The following is a 25,961-nucleotide window of genomic DNA, read 5'->3' on the forward strand; positions in this document are numbered from 1 at the left end:
GTGTAGCACCCCGGGGATCTTTAGAAATCACAAAAACACCCGATATTTGAAGAGGCGCGGAGGTGGACTTTGACCCCTTGGAATCTTCCCAAGACCCCATGGATAGCGTTGCTTCTCAGCATGCTTGCGACGCTCGTCCTCTTCGGTGATGGGCCCGCGCAGGCCGATCACACATTCGAGCGTCATGGGGACAATCTGAAGTACTGGTTCGATGCCACGGGTCAAAGCGATTTCGCAGCAGCGCAAAATCAGGATTTTCAAACTATTCCCAAAAGCTCCCTGGGATTTGGCTTCACCCGCGGCACCCTCTGGGTTCGCCTGGAATTGCCGCCGCATCAAGATCTTTACGCGCAGCCGCATTGGATCGAATTCGACTCCGCGCTGCTGAGTCACTGGCAGGTCTTCGTCCCGGGCCGGGACCAGCCTGTTTATGAGGCAGGCCTGAGCGTGCCCCGCTCACCGTCGGACCACACCCGATCTCCGGCCTTTCGCATCACCTTGGATCCGGGTCGTCCGGGACTCTGGTATTTTCGGATCAGGTCTGATCACGCTATGAATCTGAATCCCGAGATTCATACGCAAAAAACCCTGGAAGCCAAGGAAAAACGCGAAGCCTATTTTCTGGGCGCGTATGCCGGCGTCATGGTCTTCACCTATATGCTGACGCTTTATATTTTCATCCGCACGCGTCACCTGAATTTTCTCTATTACAGTCTTCTGCTGCTGTTCTTTCACCTCGTCTATCAGTTCACCTATAATCAGATGGCCGGGCTTTATCTGTGGCCTCAGTCCCCCTGGTGGTCCAACCGGGCCGCGATCCTGCTGGGCGAGCTGACTCATATCTTCGGCGCTCTCTTCGTCAGGGATACGCTGCAAACGCAGAATCACAGTCCGCGTCTTGATCTTGTGATCCGGCTCGTGCCTCTGCGCGCGCTCTTTTTTATCAGCTGGGCTATTTTTGATATGTCGCCTGAGGTGATGAAGTATTCCGTCCTGGCTTCGATGCTCTGCATCTTCTTTTACTATGGCCTCGGTCTGAAGATCTGGGCGCGCGGCTATGCTCCGGCCCGATATTTTTCCATAGCCTGGCTGCCGGTTTTGATCGGCAATGCCCTCGTTTTCATTCAGGACCTGAATCTGTGGGTTGCGCCCAGCCCTGAATGGCAGGAAACGATCCGCTTTGAATTTCCCATCCTCGGCGCTGCGATCCAGGCGATCCTCCTGGGTGTCGCGGTCGGTGATCAGTTCCGCCGCACGCAAAGGGAACAGCGCGAGGAGCAGGAGGCTCGTGAAAAATTGGAGCAGAGCCTGGATGATGCCCATACGGTGCAGGAAGCCTTCATTCGAAGCGATAGCGTCAATCCCCTCTTTGAAATTCGCAGCTCGCATCAGATGAGCGCCAAGATCGGAGGCGACTGGCTGGGCTATGCGTACGATGCCCCGCGGCGGCGCCTCGTCCTCGCCATCTCGGATGTCACCGGCCACGGCCTGCCCTCGGCGCTGCTGACCGGGGCACTGCATGGGGCCTTTTATGGCCTGACCGCTGCCGAACCCGTGCAATCCCTCTCCGACGCGGAGCTGGTGCGCGTTCTCATGGATCGGCTGGATCATGTGGTGCGAACGACGGCCCAAAACACCGGACTCATGGCCACCATGGCTTTGGTTTGCATCAATCTGGAAACCTATCGCATCGAATATCGCAACGCTGGGCATACACCTGTTCTGATCAGCAGCCGCCAGGGCCAGCATTTCATGCTGAAAGGCGGCTCGCCTTTGGGGATCAGCGACGAACCCGATTTTGGTCACGACTCCTGGCAGGCCACCGCAGGGGACGTGATTTTCCTCTTCACCGATGGTCTTTTGGATCAAGCGGAAAACGGCCAGCGCAATCATCTGAAAGCCATAGCCGAACATATCCGCCCGGAATTTTCCATGGACCGCATTCATGGGGATATTGGGCAGATGATGCAGAGGAATCAGCTTACGCTGGAAGACGATTCCTCCTACCTTCTGTGTCGTTTGCTGGCTGCGTAGGTGTTAGCGCTTGCATATCCCCTAAATTTCCGCATGATGGGCCTCTGATCGAACGAAGAGGGAGTCCCTATGAGCACCGATGGTATCCGCAGTGTTGTCGCAGGTTCCGTTCTGGAATTGGTCCTGGACCGTCCTGAGCGCAAGAATGCTTTCACCAACGCCATGTACTCAAAGCTGACTGAGGAATTGAACCAGGCCGCCCAACGGGCCGAGGTCGCGGCCGTCCTGATCTGGGGCGCGGGGAATAATTTCTCGTCAGGCAATGATCTGAAAGATTTTCTGGAATCTCCGCCCTCGGGTACCGATGCCCCGGTCTTCCATTTTTTAAGCGCGATCGCCAGCTTTCCTAAACCCATCGTCTGTGCCGTCGAAGGCTTTGCGGTGGGGATTGGCACCACTTTGCTGCTGCACGCTGATATCGTCTATGCGGCCGACAACGCCCGTTTCCAACTGCCGTTCATCAATCTCGGATTGGTGCCCGAGGGAGGATCGAGCCTTCTGCTTCCCCGTATAGCAGGATCCAAAGCCGCCCAGGAACTTCTTTACTTCGGTGAGGCCTTCGATGCCAAGGCCGCTCTGCAGCATGGCATCATCAATCAGATCGTCGAGCAGCCGAAGCTTTTGGAATATGCGCGGCAGCGCGCAGCAATCCTGGCGACCAAGCCGCGAACGGCCATGCTGGAATCCAAGGCTCTTTTGAAGAAAAGTCAGGAGGCCGAGCTATTGAACCATATGCGCGTGGAAGGCGACGCCTTCATCAAAAGGCTTCGTTCACCTGAAGTCGCCCAGGCGATCCAGGCTTTCTTCGCCCGCAAATGATCAGGGCAGCTGTTCGTGAAGCTGGGGCATCGAGGTCTGCAGCGGCAGCTCGACGATGAAGGTGGTGGCCAGCGCTTCGGCATCCAGCTGAATGCCCCCGCCGTGATCGGCAAAGATGCGCGAGGCTATGGTCAGGCCCAGGCCACTTCCCTGCCCCTGATTCTTGGTGGAAAAGAAGGGCTGGAAGATGCGCGCGCGGATGCCGGTCGGTACCCCCTGGCCGCTATCGCTGATAATGAAGCGGAGCCATTCCTGACCTTCGTGCGCCACGCGCTTCAGTTCGATCGTGATGCGTTTCACTTCACTGTATTCGAGCGCCTCGCAGGAGTTGTTCAAAAGAATCAGGAGCGCATGCATCAGATCCGCCACCCGCCCTTTCACCCAAAGGTCGCCGGCTTCATCTTTGATATCCAGGTGGATGTCACTCTTTTTCATACGCTGATCGCAAAGGCTGATGACCTCCTGCAGCCAGGTCTGAACATTGAGCATGGCATCCGCGGATTCCTTGCGGCCGCCGCCGAATTTTTGCAAAGAGCTGGTCAGGATCGTGGCCTGGTCCATGCTTTTTAAAATAACGGCCAGCTGCTGGCACACAGCGGAATCGCGATGCCCCGCATCCTCCAGCCCCTGCACGATGCGCCGCAGCCGATTCATGCTGCCGACCAGCATGCTCTGAAGCTGATAACTTATCTGCACCGAGGATTGGCCGAGGCTTGTGGTCTTGGCCTGCTGATAAAGCTCCGCCTGGCTCCGCTTCAGATCCTTCTCCATTTTCAAGAATTCTTTTTCCAAAGTCAGGAACTGTTCGGACACCTCCAGCACCTGCTTATCTTTTTGCTCCAGAGCCTCGTCACGGGCTTGAAGCTCGTCTTTGAGGCGCTCCATTTCCTGATTCCGCTCGGATATCATAAGCCAGGCAAGGCGGAAGCAGGCGGCCGTACCGGCGATGAAAGCGCCAATGAACTGCGAGGACATGTCCGGCTCCTGCTCGAAGCCGAGAACGCTCACAAGGGACCACAGATGAATGGCCATAAGGCCCAGCCATCCGCCTAAAAAAGCCGAGAGGGAAACATCCTGATCCTTTTGGATCGTTTGCGCCAAAAGAAAGGCAATCACGAGCTGCAAGGCGATCTGCGTTCCCGCCACATAAAGCGCGACGTCAAATTCAAAAAGCTCAAGGAAGGACGCGGCAGCGCCCAGGAGTATGAGTCCTGCGAAAAGGATTTTGATCGGGCGTGACGCCAGCGACCAATCCACCCAAACCAAACCGAGGAGGATATTGGCCCAGAATACGGTTTGTTCCATGCCGAGGCTGAAGAGCTGCGATGAAGGATCCTCTAAATGCTTCAAAAGAGTCCAGCAGAGGGTCTGCGCGCCCAGATGCAAAAGCAGCATCCGGCCACCCCTGTGGTCCCAAAAGAGACTCGCAGTCAAAAGCACCTGCAAAAGCAGGAGACTCATAAGAATCGTAAACAGAGGCATAAAACCTCCCTCTATTCACCAGGCACGTGGAGAAAACTTAAGGTCGTATCGGCTTCGCTTTTGGTGCAGACGAAAAAAACTTTTAACTTCCGGATCCAATTCTCAAGATTAGGCTGTCAATTCCTTGGGCAATGGGCCCCTCCACTGTCCAAATTCTTCCTTGGCGTCAGAATCCTGGGCAGAAATCCCTCGTGAACCTGGTCCAAAATTCTAAAACTCGGAAATAGTTCTGCTTTATGAAAAAACTGGGTGGAAATGCCTTCGTTACCCGCCCGCGAAAACCAGAGTTAAATTTGTAAACAGGCCAAACTCCAGGCTAAAACGAAAAACACCAATTTGAGTGACAGAGCTTTCGTCCTTACGTCTTTTGTAAGGGTTTTTGCAGTCTTCTGTTTTGATTGAGAAGTTTTTCAAGGCCCACTCTGGCACATGCAATGCACTTGGAAGGAGCACAACATTTTCAAGAGCATCAGGAGATTTGGAATGTCGACGAACATCAGAAAAACGGTCATAGGAGTGGGAGCGGTGTTGGCCATCGCGGCCGGTGTGCTCACCAGCCTGCAGATCGGCAGCAAAGCCCAGGCTCAGAATGATGCTGATCCCGGTAAGAACGTCCGCTGCGCGACTCGTCTATCAGTAGCGTTTCTGGGAACTTCCCCAACACCCGAACTGCTGCAAAGCACCGATCCGCAGTCGCAAGTCGATGCGATGATCGCCGACGCGGCGTTTCAGGAACGCTTCGCCCGCTTCATCAATAGCATCATGAACGATTCTCCTGGTGCCACGACCGAAGAGGACGGTGCGTATCACCTGAGCAAGTACATCATGCAGAATGCCAAGCCCTGGAAGGAGCTCTTCAACGGTCCCTATAACATCGTCGCCACTGGCGCCGCCAATGCCCGTACTGTCAGCGTTCAGCCTGACCCCAACGGCCTTGGTTACTTCCGCAGCCAGGCCTGGCTCCTTCGTTACGCTGGTAACGAATTGACCGGTCTGAAACTGAACTCGGCCTATCGCCTGCCAAACAACGTCCTTGGTCTTCACTTAGTGGCAACGACCAACGCTCCTGGTGCTGACGTTTCGGCCACCGGCCGCGCAGCTCCTGCTTGTAAAGGCTGTCACTACGATGGCTGGTACGCTCTCGATAAAACCGCCCAGGTTCTGACCCGCGTCCAGCGTCAAGGCAACAACGTGACCTTCACGCCGACCGACGGCACCCCCAAGGAAGTTCTGGGCGGCCTGATGCTGAAAGACGACAAGGAACTCGTCAACGCCATGGTTGATTCCGAGCAGTTTGTGTTCAACGCCTGCCGCACCGTTTTCCAGTACCTTTATGGTCGTGAAGAAAACGCCTGCGAAGCCGCCGTGTTTGACAAGTGTGTGGACGCTCTCAAAACATCGGGCATGATCCAGTCGGCTCTGTCGACTGTGGCCAAAGACCCAAGCTTCTGTCAATAACGGAGACCAACCATGAAAATGACTATAGGCCTTTCGATCATTCTCGCAGCAGGCCTCATGGCTTGCGGCAAAGCTCCCAAGATTCAGTCCGGCACCACCGTGGGCACCACCCAAAGTGGAAACGTGGATCCCAATAATCCCGGTATGGATCCCACGGCAACCGGTATGCTGACCTGTTCTTTGACCGACGGGAAACAGTATAAAGGCTTCGGCAACGTGAACCTCGTCGCCGGTCGTCCGACCGAAGTGGCGAAGGACGGTGATCGTTTCCGCGTGAAACCTTATACCTCGCTCTCCGGTGAATACACCCGCGTGATGGGCGCTGTACCTGCTTCGCTGACCGCGAACGCAGCGACTTTCGCAGCAGCTCCCGAGCGCTGGTATGTAACGACCGAAGCAAGCGCCGTGACGCTTTTCACCAGCTATCGCGTCGCTTATGAAGCAGGTCTGGCTCTGGCCGGCAGCGACAGCAAATATGCGGCCGCTCCGACCGAATCGACCGCAACGGAAAACTGCACAACGTTCGCCCGTCAGGCCTGGAACCGTTTGCCCAGCGTCGATGAAGTGAATGCTTGTAAGAACGTCGCCCTGGTGGTGACGGCTGCAGAGACGGATATCAAGGCACGCTGGGCTTATACCCTGGCATCGGTATTAACAGCAGCCGGCTTTCTCGCTTACTAAGGAGCAACACGATCATGAGCAGCAACAAGAACAATATTTCACGTCGCGATCTTATCAAGCTGACAGCCGGCACCACCAGCGCCCTCGCCCTTGGCGGCATGGTCCCTGGTATCATGACCCCGGAAGCCTTGGCGCAAACCGCCACCCAATCGGCAGTCCTCTGCGTTTTCCTGCCAGGTGGTTGTAACGCTCTCTTCGGTTCGGCCGACTCCTTCAGCGGCGCCGGCACCTTCGGTGTGACGAACGCCAACATGCTGAACCTCGGCAACGGTCTTGTCGTGGACAGCACCTTCAACACCCTCGGCGCCTTCGCGAAAGCGAACATGGCTTCGGTGGGTGTGGCTCACGGCATCGCCGCTCACGGTAGCGCCAAGGCCGCTCAATTTACGGTTGGCAACGTCAGCCCGGTTCTGACACTGGCTGCCGGCATGGGCGGAAGCGGTTCCATCAAAGCCGCCAACGTCGGCGCTGAGATGGCCCCTGGTCCCGGCACGGCTGTCAGTGGAACATCGCTGCAGCAGATCACTGATATGAAATCGACCATCGACGCCCTCGGCGGCGGTGCTCCCGATCCCACGATGCCCAAGCGTGAATTCGCTGCCAAAGGCATCACGGCGGCCGAGCAGATGTCTCAGCAGCGCCTCAAGGGTAACCCTGAGTCTTTGGTGAGCATGACCAACGGTTATAAAGCGGCCTTCGATACTCTTTCGAAGCCTGCGCAACCGTTCAACGCCCAGGAACTGATGACCGCGTATAACCTTACCGGCACCACTGTCAACAGCATGATGGCGAAGTTCGCCGCTGCGGAACTGATGATCCGCTCCGGTTCGAACGTGGTCACGGCTGTCGCCGGTGGCGCTCTGACCTGGGATACGCACGGTGATACATCCGGCGCTCGCGCCCGTCAGCGTTTCGCCCAGGACATCATGCCTGGCCTGAAAGTGTTCACCGATCGCATGGTGACCGCGACCAGCAACGTGACCGTCGTGATCTTCGGTGACTTCGCCCGTTCGCTTCCAGGTTCGGACCATGCGTCTGTAACTGTGGCGACCGTGATCGGCCCGAACGTGAAACTCGGCACCACAGGTAAAGTGGACGCCAACGTCGGTCTGCCCGGCGGCACACCCGGTGTGAACGGTCTTTGGGGTTATGTCGCGACTGTGGCCAAGGCTCCCGCTGCGGTGGTGCAGGGCTTCGGTGGCAACCCACACACAGCGATCAGCAAGGTCTAATCGCTCTTAACGTTTGATAGAAAGGATGCAATCATGCGGCGCGCTCCCTTGTCTGCTTTGCTTATGGTCGGCCTGCTTTTCAACGCTTGTGCCGAAGAAGCACCTAAAGTTTCCCGTTCGCAGCCGACCACGGCTGTGGGACCGGGACAACAAGGGAACGTGACTCCAGGCACCAGCGCGGATGGGAAACCATCCCCGGGGACTCCTGGAACGGGAGCGACGCCCGCGACTCCGGTGGATGGAACGATTCCGGCTGGTCCCACGACCACCGCCGTAACCGTGGCCGCCGGTACGATGAGCTTCGATCTTGCGTCGGCGAAACCGGCTCTCACGGGAGCCTCGTTTACCACAAATCTCACTGTGAACGCAGCGGCCGGTGCGGCCCCTGCGTCCATCACCTTCAGCAACATGGCGGTCAAGACTCCGGCCAACACCGGCTTTGTTTTGTATCGTCCGGTTCTGGTGCTGATGGATGGTGGCAAGGAAACCCAGTATCCGATCGGACAGAACATCAACCTGAAAATTCCCAAAGGCCGTACGGTTCCTCTTGCAGGACTGACCACGATCAGCTTTGAGAACATCAGCGCGGGTGCTTCGATCAAACTGCGTTTCTCGGCCCTTGAGCCTTTGGCTGATGCTCTTTTGGATGGCATTCCCAACTATCGGGAATGCAAGTCCCCGCAGAACTTTCAGAATGTGGCCACGGCGCTGCAGTCCTGCAAGTCCTGTCACAGCGGACTCTTCGCCTATGAATTCATGGATAAGGACATCGCCACCGCCTGTGGTCAGAACCTGAAAATCATCGACCCCTCGCTGAACGGCGGCATACGCCCGAACATTCCTGCCGGCGCCCATCAGGGTACCAACGCAGGTCCTGTGAACACGGCGATCGGTCCATGGCGGACAGGCGAAGGGCTTTGATCATCAGGGACGCTTGGCCCGTCACGACCTTGTAAAGATCTCCCGATACCGATGGCAGTAGGGGATATCACCTTTGCTTTCGTAATAATGCTGGTGATAATCCTCGGCTGGCCAGAACTTGACGCGCGGCTTCAAAGCCGTCGCCACTTTCATGCCCTTGGCTTTCAGCTGACCAATCAAATCCTCGGCCAACTTTTTTTCTTCATCATTTTCATAGAACAGCACCGATAAATACTGGGGACCGATATCAGGGCCCTGCCCATCCGTCTGCGAAAAATCGTGGGTTTCGAAAAACACCCGCAGAATTTCCGCAAGGTCCACCTGCACCGGATCGTAGGTCACTTCCGTGGCTTCGACATGCCCCGTCGTCCCCGTGCATACCTGTTTGTAGCTCGGATTGTCCACATGCCCGCCGGTATACCCGACCACGGTCTTTAATACGCCCGGTATGCGTCCCAGATAGTATTCCGTCCCCCAAAAGCAGCCCGACGCCAGCACCACGGTGCGCACGCCCGGAACTTTGGTCGGTTGGAATTCCAAGGAGACGCTATTCACGCAGTGACGGGTATTTTTTGCGGTAAAGCGCTCGCCTTTGAAGACATGGCCAAGGTGAGCCCCACAGTTTTTACAGAGAATCTCGGTCCGCGACCCATCGGCGTCGGTCTTGCGTTCCACGGCGCCAGGAATTTCATCATCAAAGCTCGGCCAACCGCATTCGGAATGGAACTTGTCTTCGCTGCGATACAGCGCCGTTCCACATTTTTTACAGTGATAAACGCCAGGTGCTGTGGTGTTGACGTAAAGCCCCGTAAAGGGACGCTCGGTACCTTTTTGTTCCATCACCCAACTTTCGAAGGGTGTTAGTTGCCTTTGTGACATAATATGCCTTGCTGAGTGGGGTGAAACTGCGAAGAATCGCCTAAATTCTACTCTGAAATACAAACAAAAAAATCCTAGTTCTTGTGTAAACTTTTCGCAAGAGCGGCGGGTAAGCAACATTACAGTTGGAGCGAAAGCTAACAAAGGTTATGTAAGAGGATGAGTCCCAACAATCGAAGGAAGTTTCTCAATGCTTTACGCAGAATTTCTAGAGCGCAGCTCTTTTAACAAGCAGGAATTGATCGCCCATGCCAATGGCCTGCTTGTGGAAGATACTCCAATACCCGAGTTTGGCCGCATTCCCGCGCCTCCCTTCCTGATGTTCGATCGCATTATCGAATTGAAGCGCAATGGCTCCACCGGCTCCATCATTGCCGAGCAGGATGTCCAACTCGACGCTTGGTATTTCCAATGCCACTTCAAAGGCGATCCTGTACAGCCGGGCTGTCTTGGCCTCGATGCGGTATGGCAACTCGTGGGTTTCTACTGCTTTGCCAATGGCGGCCTTGGCAGCGGTCGCGCGCTGGGCTGCGAGAGCGTGGAATTCCTGGGCCAGATTCGTCCGCATGACAAGGTTGTGCGTTATGAAGTGAACATTCGCCGTCTTTCCATTCTGAAGGGCAAAGGCGCGGCTATCGCCGTCGGTGATGCGCGCGTCCTGGTGGATGATCAACCGATTTATAATATCAAAGGCGCCCGTGTCGGCAGCTTCACCGGTATCAATTATCCCGACTATCCGCTGCCATCAGCCAACTCGCGCGGCGGTATCCTGGTTCGATAAGAGGAGTGTCCGGCATGACGGTTGACATCAAAGCATCCATTCTCGAAATGGTGCCCCAGCAGTATCCTTTTCGTTTCCTCGATCGCATCGTGGATCTCGACGCGCAGACGATCATCGGAGAATATACCTTCGACCCGAACCTGCCCTTCTATCAAAAGGAACGCGAGGTCCCTGAAACCATTCTGATCGAAACCGTGGCGCAAACCGTGGTCGTGGCCATGGGCCTGCATCTCATCGACATCGATGCCAAAAGCGGCAAGGGCCTGAATCCGGCGGAATACGTAACTCTTTTCACCGATGTGGAGATGGAATTCTTCAAACCTGTGCATGCCGGTGAAAAAGTGCGCGTGCACGGCGAAAAGCAAAGCTGGCGTTTCCGCAAGATTCGGTCGAAAGCGGAACTTTATAACGAGCAGGGTGAACTGATCGCTCGGGGCACCCTGTCCGGTATGGGAGTGAAAAAGCAATGAGTACAAGACGCGTTGTCGTTACAGGTATGGGCGTCGTGGCCCCCAATGGTCATGGTCTGGCGACCTTCAGCCAGGCTCTGCGCCAGGGTCAATCCGGTCTGCGTCATCAGCCGGAACTTGAGCAGCTCAAATTCGGCTGCCAGGTCGCGGGCGTTCCTCAGAACATTGATAGTGTGAAGACATCCTACTTCAGCCCGGATGAGCTTTTGGCCATGAACACCGCCATGACCTTCGCCTGCATCGCCGGCGTGGATGCATGGAAGGATGCGGGCCTGCCCCTGCCGGAATTCGGTTCCGATCATGTGAACGAGGAAACCGGCGCCATCATCGGCACGGGCATCGGCGGGGTCGATACCCTTTCGGAAAAAGTGATTCCCCAGGCCAGCGCCGGTAACGTCAGGCGCCTCGGCAGTACCATTATTGAGCAGATCATGGCCAGCTCAGTGAGCGCCCGTTTCGGTGGGCTCTTCGCTTTGGGCAATCAGGTCACGACCAATAGCAGCGCCTGCAGCACGGGCACTGAGGCCCTTATCATGGGCGTGCAGCGCATTCGCGATGGCCTGGCCGAGCGTATGATGGTCGGCGGCGCGGAAGGTGCGCATCCTTATATTTGGGCTGGTTTTGATGCCATGCGCGTTTTGAACCGTAACAGCAACGATAATCCCGCGGCAGCCTCGCGACCACTCAGCGCCACAGCCAAAGGCTTCATTCCCGGCAGCGGCGGCGGCGTTTTGGTCGTTGAATCCCTGGAATCCGCCGAAGCCCGCGGCGCGCGGATCTATGCTGAAGTTTTGGGCGCCTCCATCAACTGCGGCGGTATGCGTCGGGGTGGAAGCATGACAGCCCCAAGCCCCTACAGCGTGCGCCGTTGTATTCGCGATGCGCTGATGAATGCAGGTATACAGTCCGAGGAACTCGATTATATCAACGGTCACCTCACGGCCACCGGCGCTGATCCTTTGGAAGTCGGCAACTGGCTGTCGGCCCTTGAATTACCCGCGGAAAAATTCCCACTGATCAACTCGACCAAGTCCATGATCGGTCATGCTCTGGGCGCGGCCGGGGCGATTGAGTGTATTGCCACAGTCCTTCAGATGCATGAAGGCTTTGTTCATCCTTCGCTCAATAGCGAGGATCTGCATCCTGATATCGTGAAGATTGCCGCGAGCATTCCGCACGAGGCCAAAAACAAGGCCATTCAGGTGGCTGCCAAGTCCAGCTTCGGTTTTGGTGACGTCAATAGCTGCGTTGTTTTCAGAAAATGGGCCTACTGATCCTTTGAAACCCTGCAGGGGAGGCGCTCACCCGAGCCCTCTCCATGCCAGGATATCCTTTAGATCCCACCTTGCCTTGTCCTGGCTGATTGCGGTAAATCCGTACAAGAACAGAATCAGCCCAGAAAGACATCCCGATGGAATATGTGATTACTCCCAGGCTTCGAACCCAGGTTTACCATGGTCTCAGCCTCTTGCTCTTCCTCAGCGGCGTTCTTATTCCCTTCTCATCTTTGCATGCAGCCCCAAGTTTGCTGACATGGCAAGCCGCGGTAAGCGAGGCCAGTCGCAACAATGCCGAACTCAAAGCCGCTCAGGAAAATCTGCAGTCTGCCAATGCCAATGTGCAGGTCGCTCGGGCCGGTTATCTGCCAGAGGTGAGCGCAAGCTTTACAGCAGGCGTGAACGGCAGCGACGCGAGCGCGGGAAATTCCCGGCCTTCGAGTTACTCCGAACTGCAGGCGCGCACCCAGGACATCTATGGCGCTTCGATTCAAGCGAGTGAAACCATCTTCGATGGCTTTGCCACGCAGTCGCGCGTGAGTCAGGCTCAGGCCCGCGTTCAGGAAGCCGAGCAGCAGATCCGGATTCTGAAGGCGCGCCTTTCCTATGATCTGAAAACTTCATACTCGGGCATGATGCAGGCGCAGCGTTCCCTTCGTCTTTATCAGGATATCATCAAGCGTCGTGAAGAAAACCTGAGGCTGGTCGAACTCCGCTTCGCGGGAGGCCAGGAAAATAAGGGCGCTGTCAGGCTTTCTGAAGCCTATCTCCGCCAGGCGCGCTTTGAAGAGATGCAGGCGCGCGATAATCTGAACGTGGCGCGTTCACGTTTGAACAAGGTCCTCGGCCGAGGGGATGACAGCAGCTATGAACTGCGCAATGACGTTCCCATCGGCGAAATTCCCGGTCTTGTCGATTTCACCGCGCTGGCCCGCAACACGCCTGACTTTCGCTTGAGCGTGGCCCAGGAGCAGACCGCCACGGCCGATCTCTCCCTTTCGCGGGCCGGATTTTATCCGCAGCTCGGTGTGAAAGGCAGCATCGGTCGGCAGGATGAGCAGTTCTTTCCCGAAAATCAAAGCTGGTCGCTCAGCCTCGTCCTGACCGTTCCCCTCTTTTCCGGCGGCAGTGATTACTATGCGCGGCAGGGTGCGATCAATCGTCTCACGGCTGCGAGCCTTACGCGTGAAAATGCCGAGCGCGATATCGTGGCCCGTCTGCGCCAGGCGCACGTCAACCTTTTGGAATCGTCGGAGCGATTGAAGGTGGATGAGAGCTTCCAGGAAGCCGTCACGCTGCGGGCGGAAATCGCGCGCAGTAAATATAACAATGGCCTGACAACCTTTGACGACTGGGATCTGATTGAAAGTGATCTGATCAATCGGCAGCGCGCGGTGCTATCCAGTCAAGGCAATCGAGTGATCGCGGAAGCCGCATGGGAACAAGCGCAGGGAAGAGGAGCACTGCAGTGAGTCAAGCGAAGTCGAAATCCCGTCTGAAAATTTGGATTATCCTGGGCGTCGTCCTGATTCTTGCGGGCGGAGGCTATTATTACTATAAGAAAAAGAAGAGCGTTCCCACCGCAAGCTATACCGAAGCCCAGGTCACGCGCGAGGACCTGCAGATCACGATCCTCAGCACCGGCATCGTGCAGCCGGAAAACCGTTTGGAGATCAAACCGCCGATCGCCGGTCGCGTGGAAGAGGTTTTGGTGGCCGAAGGCCAGGACGTGAAAAAAGGCCAGATCCTCGCCTGGATGAGTTCGACCGAACGCGCGGCGCTTTTGGATGCGGCGCGGGCCAAAGGCGCGGCCGAGGTGAAACGCTGGGAGGAACTCTATCGACCGACGCCGATCATGGCTCCGATCAATGGCACCATCATCCTGCGCAATGTGGAGGCGGGTCAGACCTTCTCGAATGCGGACTCCGTTTTCTCGATGTCGAATCGTTTGACGATCAAGGCCCAGGTGGATGAAACCGACCTTGCTCAAATCAAGAAGGGCCAGACCACCAACGTCGTGCTCGATGCCTATCCCAAGGAAAAAATTCCCGGCAAAGTGGAAAAGCTCGCCTATGATGCGAAGACCGTGAATAACGTGACGACCTATACCGTCGATATTCTGCCGGATAATACCCCTGATTTCATGCGCAGCGGGATGACCGCGAACGTCACCTTCCTCGTCTCGGAAAAACCCCAGGCCCTCACCATCCCCAGTGAAGCCATACGATTCGTGGACGGCAAGCCTTCCGTGCTCCTGCCCAATCCCAAGGATAAAAAGAAACCGATCGAGCATCCGATCAAAATCGGTGTGAACGATGGCAAGCGCACCGAGGTCCTGGAGGGTCTGGAAGAAGGCGCCACGATCCTGATCGCCGATATTTCGATGGGAAGCAACGCCGCTGGCGGCAACCCCTTCATGCCGATGGGCCGTCCGCGTGGAAGCAGCGGCAACAGAGGAGGCCGGTAAACGCATGCTCGAACTGCGAAACGTCAACAAAAGTTACCGCATGGGCGATAGCGTGGTCTATGCGCTGCGCAATGTTTCGGTCACGGTCGAGAATGGTGACTTCGTCGCCATCATGGGCCCCTCCGGTTCCGGCAAGTCGACCCTGATGCACATCATGGGTCTTTTGGATGTGCCGGAGTCGGGATCCTATCTGGTCAACGGTCGTGAGGTTTCGCAGCTGGACGAGGATGATCTGGCTGTTCTCCGCAGGAAAGTGCTGGGCTTCATCTTTCAGCAGTTCAATCTTCTGCCGCGCATGACCGCTGCGCAGAACGTGGCGCTTCCGCTGTTTTATTCCGAAGGGAAATTGACCGCGGAAAAAGCCCACGAGGTGCTCGAAGCCGTGGGTCTTGGCACCCGCATGGAACATCGACCCAACGAACTCTCGGGGGGCCAGCAGCAGCGCGTGGCCATTGCCCGGTCCATGATCAACAAGCCTTTGATGGTGCTCGCCGATGAACCGACGGGAAACCTGGATTCGCGCAGTGAAAAGGAAATCATGGCCCTTCTGCGCAGCATGAACGAGCAGGGCATCACCGTGATCATGGTGACTCATGAAGACGAGATCGGTCAGCAGGCGCGGCGCCTCATCCGCATGCGCGATGGCGAGATCCAATCGGATGAAAGGCTCGCGCCCCTTCCCACGGTGAAAAATCCCCCGAGCCTGAGTGAAGCCGATACCCAGGGCGGCTCAGGCCTGGGCCACATCTGGCAGCATTTCGTGCAGGGCATCAAGACCCTCGCGGCCAACAAGGTGCGCACCAGTCTTTCCATGCTCGGCATCATGATCGGCGTCGCGGCCGTGGTTGCGATGCTGGCCTTGGGAAAAGGCGCGCAATCCGCGATTGAAAATCAGCTGTCATCTTTAGGTTCGAATCTTCTCGTGCTGCGCTCCGGCGCCTCGCGCGGACCGGGTGGTGCGATGTCCGAGGCCGGTGCCGTCACGCGCTTCACGGTCGAGGATGCGGAACTCATTCAAAAGCGCGTGCCCGGCGTGAATGTTGCGACGGCCAACGTCAATAGTCGCGGCCAGGTCACCTTCGGCAATAAGAACTGGTCCACGACGCTGACCGGCTGCTCGGAATCCTATGCGCGCATGCATGCGATGGTGCCCGATGTCGGGCGCTTTTTCACGGAAGAGGAGAATCAGCAAAGGGCCCGCGTCGCCGTCATCGGCCGAACGCTGGTGCGGGAACTCTTCGGCGGTCAGAATCCGATCGGCGAGATGATCAAGATCAACCGCATCAATTTTCAGGTCATCGGTCTTCTGCCGGAAAAAGGCGCCACGGGTTTTCAGGATCAGGATGATCGCATTCTGATTCCAGTGGAAACGGCCATGCATCGCGTCATGGGCAAGGAATATGTCGACTTCATCGAGATCGAGGTCACGAACGCCGACCAGATGGACGAAGTCCAGGACCGCACCCAGGAGCTGATGTACGCGCGCAAACGCGTTCCCCCATCCCGGCAGGAGGATGCCTTTACGATTCGCAATATGGCCGATATTCAGAACGCTCTGAGTGAAAGCACGCGGATCATGACCGTGCTCCTGTCCGTGATCGCGTCCATCTCGCTTTTGGTCGGCGGCATTGGAATCATGAACATCATGCTCGTATCAGTCACCGAACGCACGCGTGAGATTGGTCTGCGTAAAGCCATCGGGGCCCGACGCGCGGATATCCTCTGGCAGTTTCTGATCGAGTCGGTGGTGGTGAGCCTGGTCGGAGGCGTGGCCGGGATTGCTCTGGCTATCCTCATCACAGTGACCCTTTCGGCGGTATCGGGATGGAATACCACGATTACGCCTGCGTCCGTGACCCTCGCCTTCGTCTTCTCCGCGGGTGTGGGCATACTCTTCGGCATCTATCCGGCCCGTAAGGCCGCCCGATTGAATCCCATAGACGCCCTCCGCTACGAATAGCGAAGTTTGGCACATTTTATGGATAATTCCCCTGAGGCAGGCTGAATAGGGATTCAGCCGCCTCTTCGCGAGGGAATTCGAGCAGAAGTCCGATGACATCGCGCATCATCCAGCAAAGGACGTATTATGAAAGTCGAATTGAATTGGAAGGAAGGCTTGGCTTTTGATGTGAAAGCCGGTCTCAACACAGTGTCGATGGATGCCAAAGCGCCTTTGGGACGGGGCAAAGCGCCCTCCCCGAAGGAGCTGGTCGCGGCCGGGCTCGCGGGCTGCACCGCCATGGATGTGATGGCTTTTATGCGAAAACATAGGCAGGACGTCACCAGTTTTTCGATAGCCACGGACATCCAGACTTCGGACAAGGACGTGCATCCTGCGGTCTTCACTGCAGCCAAGCTCAACTTCTTTTTGGAAGGAAACGTCGATCCCGCGAAAGCGGTAGAGGCCGTGCAACTTTCACAGACCAAGGAGTGCGGCGTCAGCGCGATGCTGGTGAAGGCCTTCCCGATCACCTGGGAGGTTTTCGTGAATGGTCAATCCGTAGGCAGCGGCGAGGCTCGTTTCTAAAAATAATTCCAGCGAATAAAACGCACGACAGCGTTGGCGTGTATTTTCCCTCTTTTTGTTCGATAGTGCATTGAGAGGAGGGCATGCATGGAAATTAGTGAAGTGTTCCGTGACGAGCTGAACGAAGAATTCTCCCGACTTGAATTGATACTTTTGAGTCTCGAGAAAAAACCTGAAGCTGCACTCATGGAACAGGCCCAGCGCATCCTGCATAATATGAAGGGCTCGTCCCGGGTCGCCGGTTTCGAGGCCTGTGGACGCGTGATTCATTATCTTGAAACGCTGCTTCTGGATAAACCTCTGCCGCTGGTTCTGGAGACCATACTCTCTGGCATGGATTTGAGCCTCTCTCTTGCGGAACCCGAAGCCCATCCTGGCGAGGCGGATCGTTTTATTCAAAAACCCCTGCCCCTGGTGCCGCGGAAAAATGAGCCTCTGGCCCCGCAGGCACAGACCGCAGCGCAGCGGGACACGGCGCTCCGCGTGACGTCCTCGCAGAAAACGGGATTGGTCCTGCCGGAACATTTGCGCGTCCTGGTCACAGGCGATCGCCAGCACCTTCGCGCCTATCAAAACTTTTTGGACGATCACAGCGTCGCCCTTCAATGGCGGGATACGACCGAGGATATCGCGATCGTACTTCAGGAAAATATTGTGGATGCCGTGGTCCTGGATTTTTCCAGTCTCGATCTTGTTCACGGATGTCTGATCCGCAAGATTCGCCGCGCCTCGGAATCCCTGCCCATCCTGCTTCTGGCCGATAGCATAGCGCCCTGCCTCCTGCTTCAGCTCAGCCGCCAGGAAAACATCAGCTGCTTTTTAAGGCCGCTTCTGACTCCCCAGATGTTTTTGCAGAATCTAGAGAAGCGCATCATCAAGGGCCGGCAGGCGGCGATGTTCAGTCGGGCCCTGCGCGCGGTCTGGTTTTTGGATCCCCAGCAGGACCCTTGCATGGCAAAGGATGCGCGTACACTCATGCACTATCAGGACAAACTGCGCGCCGTCGCCTCATCCCATCAGGACTGGGATTTTGAAAATCATTCTCACATGGACAAGCGCCTGACTTTATCGGACGTGCACGGCGAAATTGAATTGGTTCTGCACGACCTGATACATCGTATTGACCAAAAAACCCTGCCTTTTTCCCTTGTCCGTTTACGTCATCGCCATCTGCTTGACTGCATCCAACAACATTTCCTGGAAGAAAATGTGATATTGCGCGACTCGAATCCCTGCAAAAAGTTTTTGGAGCAGCATGTAAAACATCATGACGAGGCTATGCAGGAGTTTCATAGCCAGCGTCTGATGAGGGACCCGGATGGCATCCGCTTCTTTTGTGACTCTGTTACGTCGTTTATCCGTCAACACGCATCTTTCGACGAAACGCTGGAGGAGTATTTGCTTCGCGACTCCGCGTGATCTGAAGCAAACTGTAAGTTTTCATCACAAAAAACGTCATTCGTGGCGTTTGCGTTCGCCGTGCTTGATTTCTTGCATTCTCTTCATGCAAACCTCTTAAATTCCTGCTAGCTTTTGACACACAGGCAACGAAGAGGATCGTGTGAACCCAGATATGACAGTTAAGCGATTGGTTCTGCTTCGGCGGATGTGGAACCTCGACCAGAAGTCCATGGCCACTGCCATTGGAGTGTCGCATCGAACGTGGCAACGCATCGAATATTCCGACACGCGCATCACTGTGGATGTTCTTTTCAAGCTGGCCAAGATCTTTCAGGTCTCACCGGGATATTTCGTGGAGCCCTGCGTGCCTTTGAATGAGCCCTGGGTGTGTCTGCAGTGCGATTATTATAACGAACGCCTCACCGATGAAGTTTCCAGGAATCTGCAGGACAAAATTTGGCCGCTGGTCGAAACCTGGCGTCCCGCGCTGGAAAGCGGCTTCCGTGATCTGGCGTCCAAATCGTGGCCGCTCTGTGAAATCTCGCTGGAAAGCATTCATCTGAATCCCGCGACGCAGAAACTTCTGAACCTGCCCCTGTCCCAATACAGTCTATGCGAGATGTTCGATCATAAAAGCACGATCGCGCTGCTCTTCGAACGTCTTCTGGGCGACGCGCCCGGCAAGCGTTACGCTCTTTGCATGCTGAAGCCGAAGTTCGCGTCTTCCGGCCGGCGTTCCTTTGTCCAACTCATGCGGCTGCAGAAACGCTCCTGGGATAATCCTCGATTCCTCTCGGTTATCGTGGATGCAGGCTCACTGGAACAGGACCTCGCAGCCCTGGAAGTCGCCTGCGGCTGCACCGATATCCAGGGTCTTCACGATTTCAGCGTCCTCCTGCATCCGCCCGTCGACTAAAGCGTCACGTAGACAAAGCCTATGCACATCTCATCTTCCGTCCCTTCGCCCCAATTCACATCCTTGGCACCGGGATTATCAAAGGTGCATTCCAATGTCATGCGTTCCCCCGGCATCACGCTGACAGTCTGTTTCAGGGCATAACTCCCCTGCCAGTGAAAATCCCAGCGCGGGATATCCAAAAGACAGCTGGGACCTCCACTTTTTCGTTCCACTTCCAGGCGCGTCGTCTGCCCGCGCAGATGCATATGCAGTCCTGTGGAATAAACCCGCAAAGCTGCGGTCGGCGCCAGCTGGCCACCCGTTGCGGCCGCTGCATACGCTGTGAAAGGCGCGCTGTAGGAATGCTTCACTCCCTTGTGTCCCGCGGGAATCAGCATCGTATGATTTCTGACCCAATCGGGGTTGGTGAAGGGCACGACATAAGCTTCCCTGGACACCTTCTCATCGAGTTTAAAAAGGAGCTTCGATTGATCGGGGGCGCTGTGTCCATGCTCGGTGTTGTAGTGCACCTGCATCACGATTTTGGATCCAGGCTCCATTTTAAGGCCGGTTTCTGCCGGCAGATCGCGTCCCAAACTTCCCGGCGCCCATGAGGCGATCTGCGGAAGATTCGCGCCACCTCCCAGCGGCCCACCAAAACAAGTATAACCCGGACCGGCCTCGGCCTCATCCAGCGCCTTGACGGCATCCAGCTGCTCCTGCGGCACGCGATAGGCGATCACATGATGCACAATATCCGGCCGTCCAGGGATCACGCCGACACCCGTGATGAACTGCGTGCTGGTCTCGGGCCAATCCAGAACGAGGCAGCGATAATCGTTGGTCCCGGCTTTGGGTTGATACGCTTCGCTTGGGGTCATCTCGCGATCCACGCGGCTTAAACCGGACGCGCGGGCAGGAGGAGCCTTATAATCCGCTGGATTCCCCACTTTCGCCCCGGACTGCGACCAGGCCGCCAGAGCCGCAATATCCGCCTCGGAAAGTGAGCGATCGTTTTCATAATCCTGACAGCCAGGAGCAGCCATCCAGGGTGGCATACTACGGCTTTGAGTCGACGCCGCAATCGCTCGATGCATCCGGGTGGCGCTGGTCGCATCATCGAGTGCGAAGGGTGCCAGCCCTCCCGCCCCGTGGCAGTTGACACAGTTTGATTCCAGGATGGGCTTGATATCGGCATAATACGTCAATTCGCTATTCAAACCGACGCCCGAACTGGACGATTCAGGCGCAGCGGACGGACTTTTGTCCTGCGGCGAGCAGGCCAGGGGAAGCATAAGGATCCAAAACGGACGTGTTCGGATTTTCATCTTGGGGACTCCTGTATGAAAGTTTGAAAGGCAGGATAGTCGAGCACTATGGAAAGACTGTGGACGTTTGCCTGATATTAATGGCGCAGTTGCGAGACCAGGCAATCCGTAATAGTGTCCCATTCTTCATAAACCCACTGGGGTCCTTGCATCACAATGCCGAAAGCCTATCGTCGCGCCAATGTTGAAATCAGCAATATCTGCAATCTGAAATGCAGTTTTTGCCCCGAGGTCGCGCGTCAAAAGCAGGTGATGGAGCCGGAAAGCTTTGATCCGCTCGCGGCCCAGCTCGCGCCTTTGGTCGACGAAGTCTGTCTGCATCTGATGGGCGAGCCTTTGAATCATCCGCGCTTTGCGGAATTCATCGCCTCCTGCGCGCGGCACGAGCTGCCGGTGAACCTGACCACCAATGGTCTGCTTTTGAATGCTTCGCGGCGCGAATGGGCCCTGCATCCCACGGTGCGGCAGGTGAATATCTCGGTGCACAGTTTTGAGGCGAATTTCGGCCTGCGCGATGTCGGTCCCTACATGGAGCGCGTTTTTCAATTCACGCGCGAGGCTCTGGAAAAACGTCCTGATCTTTATATTAATTTAAGGCTCTGGGACTTGACGGATCCATCGAGTCTGAATGAAACGAACGCCGCGATTCGCCAGCACATCGAAACGGAATTCACGATCGACCTTTCCCAATTGAAGGTCGATATTCGTCGCCGTAAAAATCTGCCTTTGAAAGGCCGCATTTACCTGCACTTCGATTCCCGTTTCACATGGCCCGCGCCTGAACTCCCCATCATCTCAAAGCAGGGCTTCTGTCACGGGCTTTCCAATCATTTCGGAATTCATGCCGACGGCACCGTCGTGCCCTGCTGCCTGGATAAGGAAGCGGTCATCAACCTCGGCAACGTCAGTGAGCAAAACCTCCTGGAGATTCTGGAAGGCCCGCGCGCGGAAGGCATAAGAAAGGGCTTTGCACGCGGAGAACGCGTCGAGGACTTGTGCCAGCGTTGCCCCTTCATAGATCGCTTCGCAAATAAAGCCCGAAAACTATCTTCGCAGCGCCCCCAATCTTCGGTACAATGCTGAATATCACGCGCATTATTTCCCATTTACCGAAAGGTTTGTCATGAAGACATCTCTGATGGCACTCAGTGTTGTGAGTATTCTTTGTTCGGCAGGATTGGCTTTTGCTGCGGAATTTGCGCCTTTGCCCAAAAATTTCCGCATGTGGACCCATACCAAATCCATGGTGATTCCCGACAAATCGCATGGACTCTATGGTTTCCATAACATCTATGCGAACAAGAAGGCTCTGCCGACCCTGAAATCGGGCGGCACCTATCCCGAGGGCGCGGCCTTCGTCGTTTCGTTTTATGAAGTGAAGAATGAAGGCGGCGCCAGCAGCCAGGGCGCGAAGATCATGGACGCCGTGATGCTGAAGACGGCGAAAGCTGCGGCGACAGGCGGCTGGGCCTATGGCGTCTACGACGCGACCGGCAAGAAAAAGGCCGTGGACGTGGTCAAGAACTGCTACGAATGCCACAATGCTCAAGCCAAAGCCACTGATTATGTATTTGAAAAATATATAGACTGAGGATAAGACGGAAGGCTGTGAGTTGCTCACGTATCTTGCAGCCTTTTTTCGGAGTATCCTGTGCGCATTTCCTATCTAGCTCCCGCATTCTGTCTTGTGCTGGCGACAGCCGAGGCCCAGGCCTACACCAGCGTTACCGGCGTTAATAGCGGCGGACGCCTGACGGGTGGCCTTCTTCTCCAGGACACCGACTATGAAACCACTGGTGACTTTAACGTTGAGACGACTCAGCTGATGGCGGGCTATAAAGCCGCCCTGTCGCCCAGTTTTGCCCTGGGTGCTGGTCTGGGTGTGGTTTTGGATGGCGAACTGGGTAATGATGTCCGGGCCGAGGACGGCAGCGGCCTTCGCCTTTTTGTGGATGGCCAATTTGAATTCAAGCAGTGGGGTGCCAATAGCATCCTCGGCACCTTCGCGCTTTCCCACGATCGTTACAACTTCGAGCAGCAGTTCGTGGGCGGCACAGTCGATCGTGATTTCACCGTGACCGAAATCAAGATCGGTGGACTTTTCACACACAGAATCAGCCGCGCCTCCCTCTACGGCGGCCTGGAAGCCTACCTCTTTTCGGATGGTGAAATCGATTTCGGCAACGCAAGCGCCGACGTCGAACGCGACGATCGCCTGAACATTCGTCTGGGCGGTGCTTTCTCGGTGGATCCTGCCATCGATCTGCGCGCCGACCTTTTCCTGATGAGCGAGCAGACTTTCCTGTTCGCTGCTGATTTCCGTCTTTAAGAAGAGGGGACCTCGCGATGCACCGGAATCAACTTCTCGCTTTGCTCCACGCTTACGAAAAGACCTGGGCCAGCGGGGTCCTTCCCTATCCCACATTTGATGCTGATGAAGAACGCGCGGCCCTCATCCGCCTTCGGGACTTTGTCCTGCGCGCGCCCGATTGCTTGGAACGCAGCTGCGTGGAAGGGCATATCACAGGTTCCGCGCTGGTTACGGATCCCACGGGTCAGCATGTGCTCCTGACTCTGCATGCCAAGCTTAATAAATGGTTGCAGCTCGGCGGTCATGTCGATGGCGAAAGCGATGTTGCGAATGCTGCCCTGCGTGAAGCCCAGGAGGAATCCGGTCGTCCCGAGGTGGAATTTTTCCCCTACGAGGAATGGCTCGGCGCCGGCCAGTTGCCGCGCCCCCTGCCCTTCGATCTTGATATTCATGAAATCCCGGCCCGCAAACAGGACCCGGCTCACTTTCACTTTGACGTGAGATTTCTGTGCCGTCTTGATTCCACGCTGCCCTTTGTCATCAGCGAGGAGTCACACGATCTCCGCTGGTTGAGCCTTAGTGACGCTCAAGCTCTGACAGATGAACGGAGTATGCACAGACAATTTTATAAGCTGCAGGCCCTGCGTGAGCGTCTCTTAACGCGCTAAGGTCCGGAAAAACCCCCTTATCTCTTACGATCAATCCCTTGAGCCACAGCGTCTCAAAGACCCCTAATTGGTTTTTGTGTTGACCTCAGGCGACGCTATTCCCTATGCTCGCCGTCATAGCTGTTCACACCAACACGCGGCGAGGAGGATCTGGAACCATGAAATCCACGGTTTTCGCAGTGGCCCTGCTCGGAATGGGAACGTCATCACAAGCGGCCATTCAGGGTTTGTATGGGAGTGACTGCCTGCACGTCGAAGGCTTGTCAGCCTATAAGGATATGGCCTTTGACTACGGCACGCTGAAGCAGGTACAGACTGTCTTTGGCGACGATGAATGTCAGACGCCGGCCTATGATTTTGTATTCGAAGGCCCCTACAGCCTCGACGAAACCCTGGGCTTCATTGATTACAGCTTCACCTCGATTCGCTTGACTCCGCTGAACCCGGGTGTCGCCGAGAATTTCAATCACTACGAACTCTGCGGCATCAGCACCTGGGAAGCCGGCAAGGGCCAGGATGTGGCGGGATTGAACTGCGGCGGTCAAATCATTCCGAGCCTCAACACCTTCGTCTATGACCGCGTTCGTGATAACAAGGGAGACATCCAGATGGGTCGGGCCAGTCCTGACTTCAATGGTTCAACACCCAACCATCGTCCGGTGGAACTGGACGTTGTGATTTATCACGCCAAATAACGATTCCGCTGCTCTCCCAGTTCCGCCAGGGCTGGGAAGATCAGCCAGTTCCGCTTTTTCTTGACCGTCGTTCGAAGCCCACCTAGTATAACCTGCGACTCAATCAACCCCTCAACTCTCTCACGGAGATGCATGATGCGTTTTCAAGCCAGCTGTCTCTTTATGCTCGCGCTGCTTCACGGCTCTGCATTTGCAGCCCAGGAACTGACCTTCACCAATAAGGAAGTCAACGGCGTTAAAGTCTGGGAGCCGTCCACCACCACGCTGAAAGCCGGTGAAGACATAGAAATCAAAGTCGTGAACCCTTTGAAGGATGAGCATGGTTTTCAGGTTCCTGGCCTGACCGATCCCTATGTGGTGCCAGGCAATGGCGGAACCAAGACTTTGACGATCAAAGCGCCCAAAGCCGGGAAATATCCTTACAAGTGTCATATGCATCCCAAGCACCAGGGCGGGGACCTGACGATTCAGTAAGCCGCGGATAAAAAAAAGCGGTGCCCCGAAAGGCACCGCTGCATGAGGGTTCAGCTTAGAAACGAATCGTGAAGCTGCCTTCTTTCATGTAGAAGTAGCTCGATGTAATCAGCCCTTCCCGGAATTTCAGGTTGGCCTTGATCTCTTCCAGAGGCGTGCCTTCCACCTTCACAAAAGTCCAGGTGCAGGCATCCACTTCCTTCGTGCAGTCGATCGTGGGCTGCAGGATATCAGGGCGATTTTCCAGAGTCAGGATCATCCGTTCCGTAAAATAAAAGCGGGCTTTGGCCGCCGAAGTCAGCGGATTGAAATGATCCGCATAACGCAGCGTGATCGACCAGCTGCCATTGCCTTCCTTCACCGCCGGCACCACAAGGTCCGCTTTCAGACTGAGCGGCTGGAACGGATTCAGAGTCAGAATCGCTTTATTCGAGCGCTTGCCTTCCTTGCCGATGGTAAAGGGCAAGGCTACGCTTTGGCCCACAGTCAAAGGCTTTTCCAACTTCAGGACGACCTGGAAGCCGCGATAGGTTGGGGAAACCTTGACGACCGTCATCCCTTCCTGGGGTTCGAGGTGAAAACTGTGGCTCGATGCCTCCGTGGCAGGAACGTCGGCAATGAACTGGTTCACTTCCGCCGGAACCGAGACAGTCGCAGAGGCTGCGAAAGGATCAGGATAAACAAGAGTCAAGGGATTCAGATAACTCATATTCCCGGCATCGTCCAGCAAGCGGTATCTCAGGTTGCTATCGGTCCGTTCACCACGCACACGGAAGCTGCAGCTGCCATCATCCGCGCAAGGAACTTCAACCAGAGCCGTTCCTTCGATTGCGGTACCATTCAGAACATTCTTATTGATGGCTTCAACCTGCAGGCGACGGGCTTTGACATCACCATCGTAACCCATTCCCGCCCCCGGTTTCAGAGTGACTTCAAATTCCTCGGTGCCATTGGCTTCGAGTTTGATCAGGGAAAGGTTCGGCAGCATGCTCGAGAATTTTTCGCGAATCAGTCGCGAGCGGATCACAGGACTTTCACCCCGTGCATTGAGGATCTTCATTTCAATATCGAGGTAACCCGCGTCGCTGCGGAAGATGCCCTGGATGCTGCAAAGGCCCTGGCTGTCACAGGGGACTTCCACGGCCCCTGTATCCATGA

Annotated in this window: 25 protein-coding genes; 21 read left to right on the forward strand and 4 right to left on the reverse strand. The window is 55.9% G+C overall.

Features of this window, described 5'->3' with window-relative positions:
- Nucleotides 1-69: 69 nt before the first annotated feature.
- Entirely contained in the window at nt 70-2,034 is a 1,965-nt protein-coding gene (locus tag VFO10_RS28900) for a 7TM diverse intracellular signaling domain-containing protein (protein WP_325145502.1), read from the forward strand.
- 69 nt (nt 2,035-2,103) lie between these two features.
- Nucleotides 2,104-2,853, forward strand: coding sequence for an enoyl-CoA hydratase (locus tag VFO10_RS28905; protein ID WP_325145503.1), 750 nt, complete (start codon nt 2,104-2,106; stop codon nt 2,851-2,853).
- Here the strand turns inward: VFO10_RS28905 and VFO10_RS28910 are convergent, their stop codons facing one another.
- A complete protein-coding gene (locus VFO10_RS28910; RefSeq protein ID WP_325145504.1) occupies nt 2,854-4,335 on the reverse strand; it encodes a sensor histidine kinase in 1,482 nt (493 codons plus the stop codon).
- A gap of 483 nt (nt 4,336-4,818) precedes the next feature.
- Here VFO10_RS28910 and VFO10_RS28915 point away from each other — a divergent pair, with 483 nt between their 5' ends.
- Genes VFO10_RS28915 through VFO10_RS28930 form a run of 4 tightly spaced genes read left to right on the forward strand, consistent with a single transcriptional unit; the run spans nt 4,819 to nt 8,627 of the window.
- Nucleotides 4,819-5,793 carry a hypothetical protein gene (locus VFO10_RS28915; RefSeq protein WP_325145505.1) on the forward strand — a complete coding sequence of 325 codons (975 nt, stop codon included), beginning with the start codon at nt 4,819-4,821 and terminating at the stop codon, nt 5,791-5,793.
- Between the two features lie 12 nt (nt 5,794-5,805).
- The gene (locus tag VFO10_RS28920; RefSeq protein ID WP_325145506.1) at nt 5,806-6,474 is read left to right on the forward strand and encodes a hypothetical protein; all 669 of its coding nucleotides are present in this window, start codon (nt 5,806-5,808) and stop codon (nt 6,472-6,474) included.
- Nucleotides 6,475-6,488: 14 nt separating this feature from the next.
- On the forward strand, nt 6,489-7,706 hold the full coding sequence (locus VFO10_RS28925) for a twin-arginine translocation signal domain-containing protein (protein WP_325145507.1): 1,218 nt from the start codon (nt 6,489-6,491) through the stop codon (nt 7,704-7,706).
- A 33-nt stretch (nt 7,707-7,739) separates the two neighbouring features.
- The gene (locus VFO10_RS28930) at nt 7,740-8,627 is read left to right on the forward strand and encodes a hypothetical protein (protein ID WP_325145508.1); all 888 of its coding nucleotides are present in this window, start codon (nt 7,740-7,742) and stop codon (nt 8,625-8,627) included.
- 21 nt (nt 8,628-8,648) lie between these two features.
- Here the strand turns inward: VFO10_RS28930 and VFO10_RS28935 are convergent, their stop codons facing one another.
- A complete protein-coding gene (locus VFO10_RS28935) occupies nt 8,649-9,506 on the reverse strand; it encodes a bifunctional methionine sulfoxide reductase B/A protein (RefSeq protein WP_349259394.1) in 858 nt (285 codons plus the stop codon).
- A gap of 190 nt (nt 9,507-9,696) precedes the next feature.
- On the opposite strand from VFO10_RS28935, the gene fabA reads away from it, so the two are divergent.
- The 9 genes from fabA to VFO10_RS28980 all read left to right on the forward strand — a co-directional run bounded on the left by fabA (nt 9,697) and on the right by VFO10_RS28980 (nt 19,345).
- Nucleotides 9,697-10,287: a bifunctional 3-hydroxydecanoyl-ACP dehydratase/trans-2-decenoyl-ACP isomerase gene (gene fabA / locus VFO10_RS28940; protein WP_325145509.1), complete on the forward strand. Its 591-nt coding sequence runs from the start codon at nt 9,697-9,699 to the stop codon at nt 10,285-10,287.
- A gap of 14 nt (nt 10,288-10,301) precedes the next feature.
- Nucleotides 10,302-10,757: a hypothetical protein gene (locus VFO10_RS28945; RefSeq protein WP_325145510.1), complete on the forward strand. Its 456-nt coding sequence runs from the start codon at nt 10,302-10,304 to the stop codon at nt 10,755-10,757.
- Nucleotides 10,754-12,031, forward strand: a complete 1,278-nt coding sequence (locus VFO10_RS28950) for a beta-ketoacyl-[acyl-carrier-protein] synthase family protein (RefSeq protein ID WP_325145511.1) — start codon at nt 10,754-10,756, stop codon at nt 12,029-12,031. The genes VFO10_RS28945 and VFO10_RS28950 overlap by 4 nt, the downstream gene beginning before the upstream one ends.
- Before the next feature lie 251 nt (nt 12,032-12,282).
- Entirely contained in the window at nt 12,283-13,506 is a 1,224-nt protein-coding gene (locus VFO10_RS28955; RefSeq protein ID WP_325145512.1) for a TolC family protein, read from the forward strand.
- Nucleotides 13,503-14,501: an efflux RND transporter periplasmic adaptor subunit gene (locus VFO10_RS28960; protein ID WP_325145513.1), complete on the forward strand. Its 999-nt coding sequence runs from the start codon at nt 13,503-13,505 to the stop codon at nt 14,499-14,501. The genes VFO10_RS28955 and VFO10_RS28960 overlap by 4 nt, the downstream gene beginning before the upstream one ends.
- Before the next feature lie 4 nt (nt 14,502-14,505).
- Entirely contained in the window at nt 14,506-16,461 is a 1,956-nt protein-coding gene (locus tag VFO10_RS28965; RefSeq protein WP_325145514.1) for an ABC transporter permease, read from the forward strand.
- A 126-nt stretch (nt 16,462-16,587) separates the two neighbouring features.
- Nucleotides 16,588-17,028 (forward strand): OsmC family protein, encoded by a 441-nt coding sequence (locus tag VFO10_RS28970; RefSeq protein WP_325145515.1) that lies wholly within the window; start codon nt 16,588-16,590, stop codon nt 17,026-17,028.
- An 87-nt stretch (nt 17,029-17,115) separates the two neighbouring features.
- Entirely contained in the window at nt 17,116-18,447 is a 1,332-nt protein-coding gene (locus VFO10_RS28975; RefSeq protein ID WP_325145516.1) for an Hpt domain-containing protein, read from the forward strand.
- A 154-nt stretch (nt 18,448-18,601) separates the two neighbouring features.
- On the forward strand, nt 18,602-19,345 hold the full coding sequence (locus tag VFO10_RS28980; protein WP_325145517.1) for a helix-turn-helix transcriptional regulator: 744 nt from the start codon (nt 18,602-18,604) through the stop codon (nt 19,343-19,345).
- Here the strand turns inward: VFO10_RS28980 and VFO10_RS28985 are convergent.
- Complete coding sequence (locus VFO10_RS28985) at nt 19,342-20,655, reverse strand: hypothetical protein (RefSeq protein WP_325145518.1); 1,314 nt, start codon at nt 20,653-20,655, stop codon at nt 19,342-19,344. The two genes, VFO10_RS28980 and VFO10_RS28985, sit on opposite strands and share 4 nt — an antisense overlap.
- A 156-nt stretch (nt 20,656-20,811) precedes the next feature.
- On the opposite strand from VFO10_RS28985, the gene VFO10_RS28990 reads away from it, so the two are divergent.
- The 6 genes from VFO10_RS28990 (at nt 20,812) to VFO10_RS29015 (ending at nt 24,803) form a co-directional block, all read left to right on the forward strand.
- Nucleotides 20,812-21,738, forward strand: a complete 927-nt coding sequence (locus VFO10_RS28990; RefSeq protein WP_325145519.1) for a radical SAM/SPASM domain-containing protein — start codon at nt 20,812-20,814, stop codon at nt 21,736-21,738.
- Nucleotides 21,739-21,778: 40 nt separating this feature from the next.
- Nucleotides 21,779-22,246, forward strand: a complete 468-nt coding sequence (locus VFO10_RS28995; protein ID WP_325145520.1) for a cytochrome P460 family protein — start codon at nt 21,779-21,781, stop codon at nt 22,244-22,246.
- 60 nt (nt 22,247-22,306) lie between these two features.
- Nucleotides 22,307-22,984, forward strand: coding sequence for a hypothetical protein (locus VFO10_RS29000; RefSeq protein ID WP_325145521.1), 678 nt, complete (start codon nt 22,307-22,309; stop codon nt 22,982-22,984).
- 17 nt (nt 22,985-23,001) lie between these two features.
- A complete protein-coding gene (locus tag VFO10_RS29005; protein ID WP_325145522.1) occupies nt 23,002-23,634 on the forward strand; it encodes an NUDIX hydrolase in 633 nt (210 codons plus the stop codon).
- Between the two features lie 158 nt (nt 23,635-23,792).
- Nucleotides 23,793-24,329 (forward strand): hypothetical protein, encoded by a 537-nt coding sequence (locus tag VFO10_RS29010; RefSeq protein WP_325145523.1) that lies wholly within the window; start codon nt 23,793-23,795, stop codon nt 24,327-24,329.
- Nucleotides 24,330-24,461: 132 nt separating this feature from the next.
- Nucleotides 24,462-24,803: a cupredoxin domain-containing protein gene (locus VFO10_RS29015; RefSeq protein ID WP_325145524.1), complete on the forward strand. Its 342-nt coding sequence runs from the start codon at nt 24,462-24,464 to the stop codon at nt 24,801-24,803.
- A 55-nt stretch (nt 24,804-24,858) separates the two neighbouring features.
- On the opposite strand, the gene VFO10_RS29020 is transcribed toward VFO10_RS29015, so the two are convergent.
- Nucleotides 24,859-25,961 (reverse strand): hypothetical protein (locus tag VFO10_RS29020; RefSeq protein WP_325145525.1); only part of this gene is annotated, 1,103 nt, incomplete at its 5' end.

Source organism: Oligoflexus sp. (assembly GCF_035712445.1).
Taxonomy (GTDB): Bacteria; Bdellovibrionota_B; Oligoflexia; order Oligoflexales; family Oligoflexaceae; genus Oligoflexus.

Coding starts and splice junctions, on each gene's coding strand:
- VFO10_RS28905 (WP_325145503.1), top strand. CDS start 2,104: ATGAGCACCGATGGTATCCGCAGTGTTGTCGCAGGTTCCGTTCTGGAA.
- VFO10_RS28910 (WP_325145504.1), bottom strand. CDS start 4,335: ATGCCTCTGTTTACGATTCTTATGAGTCTCCTGCTTTTGCAGGTGCTT.
- VFO10_RS28915 (WP_325145505.1), top strand. CDS start 4,819: ATGTCGACGAACATCAGAAAAACGGTCATAGGAGTGGGAGCGGTGTTG.
- VFO10_RS28920 (WP_325145506.1), top strand. CDS start 5,806: ATGAAAATGACTATAGGCCTTTCGATCATTCTCGCAGCAGGCCTCATG.
- VFO10_RS28925 (WP_325145507.1), top strand. CDS start 6,489: ATGAGCAGCAACAAGAACAATATTTCACGTCGCGATCTTATCAAGCTG.
- VFO10_RS28930 (WP_325145508.1), top strand. CDS start 7,740: ATGCGGCGCGCTCCCTTGTCTGCTTTGCTTATGGTCGGCCTGCTTTTC.
- VFO10_RS28935 (WP_349259394.1), bottom strand. CDS start 9,506: ATGTCACAAAGGCAACTAACACCCTTCGAAAGTTGGGTGATGGAACAA.
- fabA (WP_325145509.1), top strand. CDS start 9,697: ATGCTTTACGCAGAATTTCTAGAGCGCAGCTCTTTTAACAAGCAGGAA.
- VFO10_RS28945 (WP_325145510.1), top strand. CDS start 10,302: ATGACGGTTGACATCAAAGCATCCATTCTCGAAATGGTGCCCCAGCAG.
- VFO10_RS28950 (WP_325145511.1), top strand. CDS start 10,754: ATGAGTACAAGACGCGTTGTCGTTACAGGTATGGGCGTCGTGGCCCCC.
- VFO10_RS28965 (WP_325145514.1), top strand. CDS start 14,506: ATGCTCGAACTGCGAAACGTCAACAAAAGTTACCGCATGGGCGATAGC.
- VFO10_RS28970 (WP_325145515.1), top strand. CDS start 16,588: ATGAAAGTCGAATTGAATTGGAAGGAAGGCTTGGCTTTTGATGTGAAA.
- VFO10_RS28975 (WP_325145516.1), top strand. CDS start 17,116: ATGGAAATTAGTGAAGTGTTCCGTGACGAGCTGAACGAAGAATTCTCC.
- VFO10_RS28980 (WP_325145517.1), top strand. CDS start 18,602: ATGACAGTTAAGCGATTGGTTCTGCTTCGGCGGATGTGGAACCTCGAC.
- VFO10_RS28985 (WP_325145518.1), bottom strand. CDS start 20,655: ATGAAAATCCGAACACGTCCGTTTTGGATCCTTATGCTTCCCCTGGCC.
- VFO10_RS28990 (WP_325145519.1), top strand. CDS start 20,812: ATGCCGAAAGCCTATCGTCGCGCCAATGTTGAAATCAGCAATATCTGC.
- VFO10_RS28995 (WP_325145520.1), top strand. CDS start 21,779: ATGAAGACATCTCTGATGGCACTCAGTGTTGTGAGTATTCTTTGTTCG.
- VFO10_RS29005 (WP_325145522.1), top strand. CDS start 23,002: ATGCACCGGAATCAACTTCTCGCTTTGCTCCACGCTTACGAAAAGACC.
- VFO10_RS29010 (WP_325145523.1), top strand. CDS start 23,793: ATGAAATCCACGGTTTTCGCAGTGGCCCTGCTCGGAATGGGAACGTCA.
- VFO10_RS29015 (WP_325145524.1), top strand. CDS start 24,462: ATGATGCGTTTTCAAGCCAGCTGTCTCTTTATGCTCGCGCTGCTTCAC.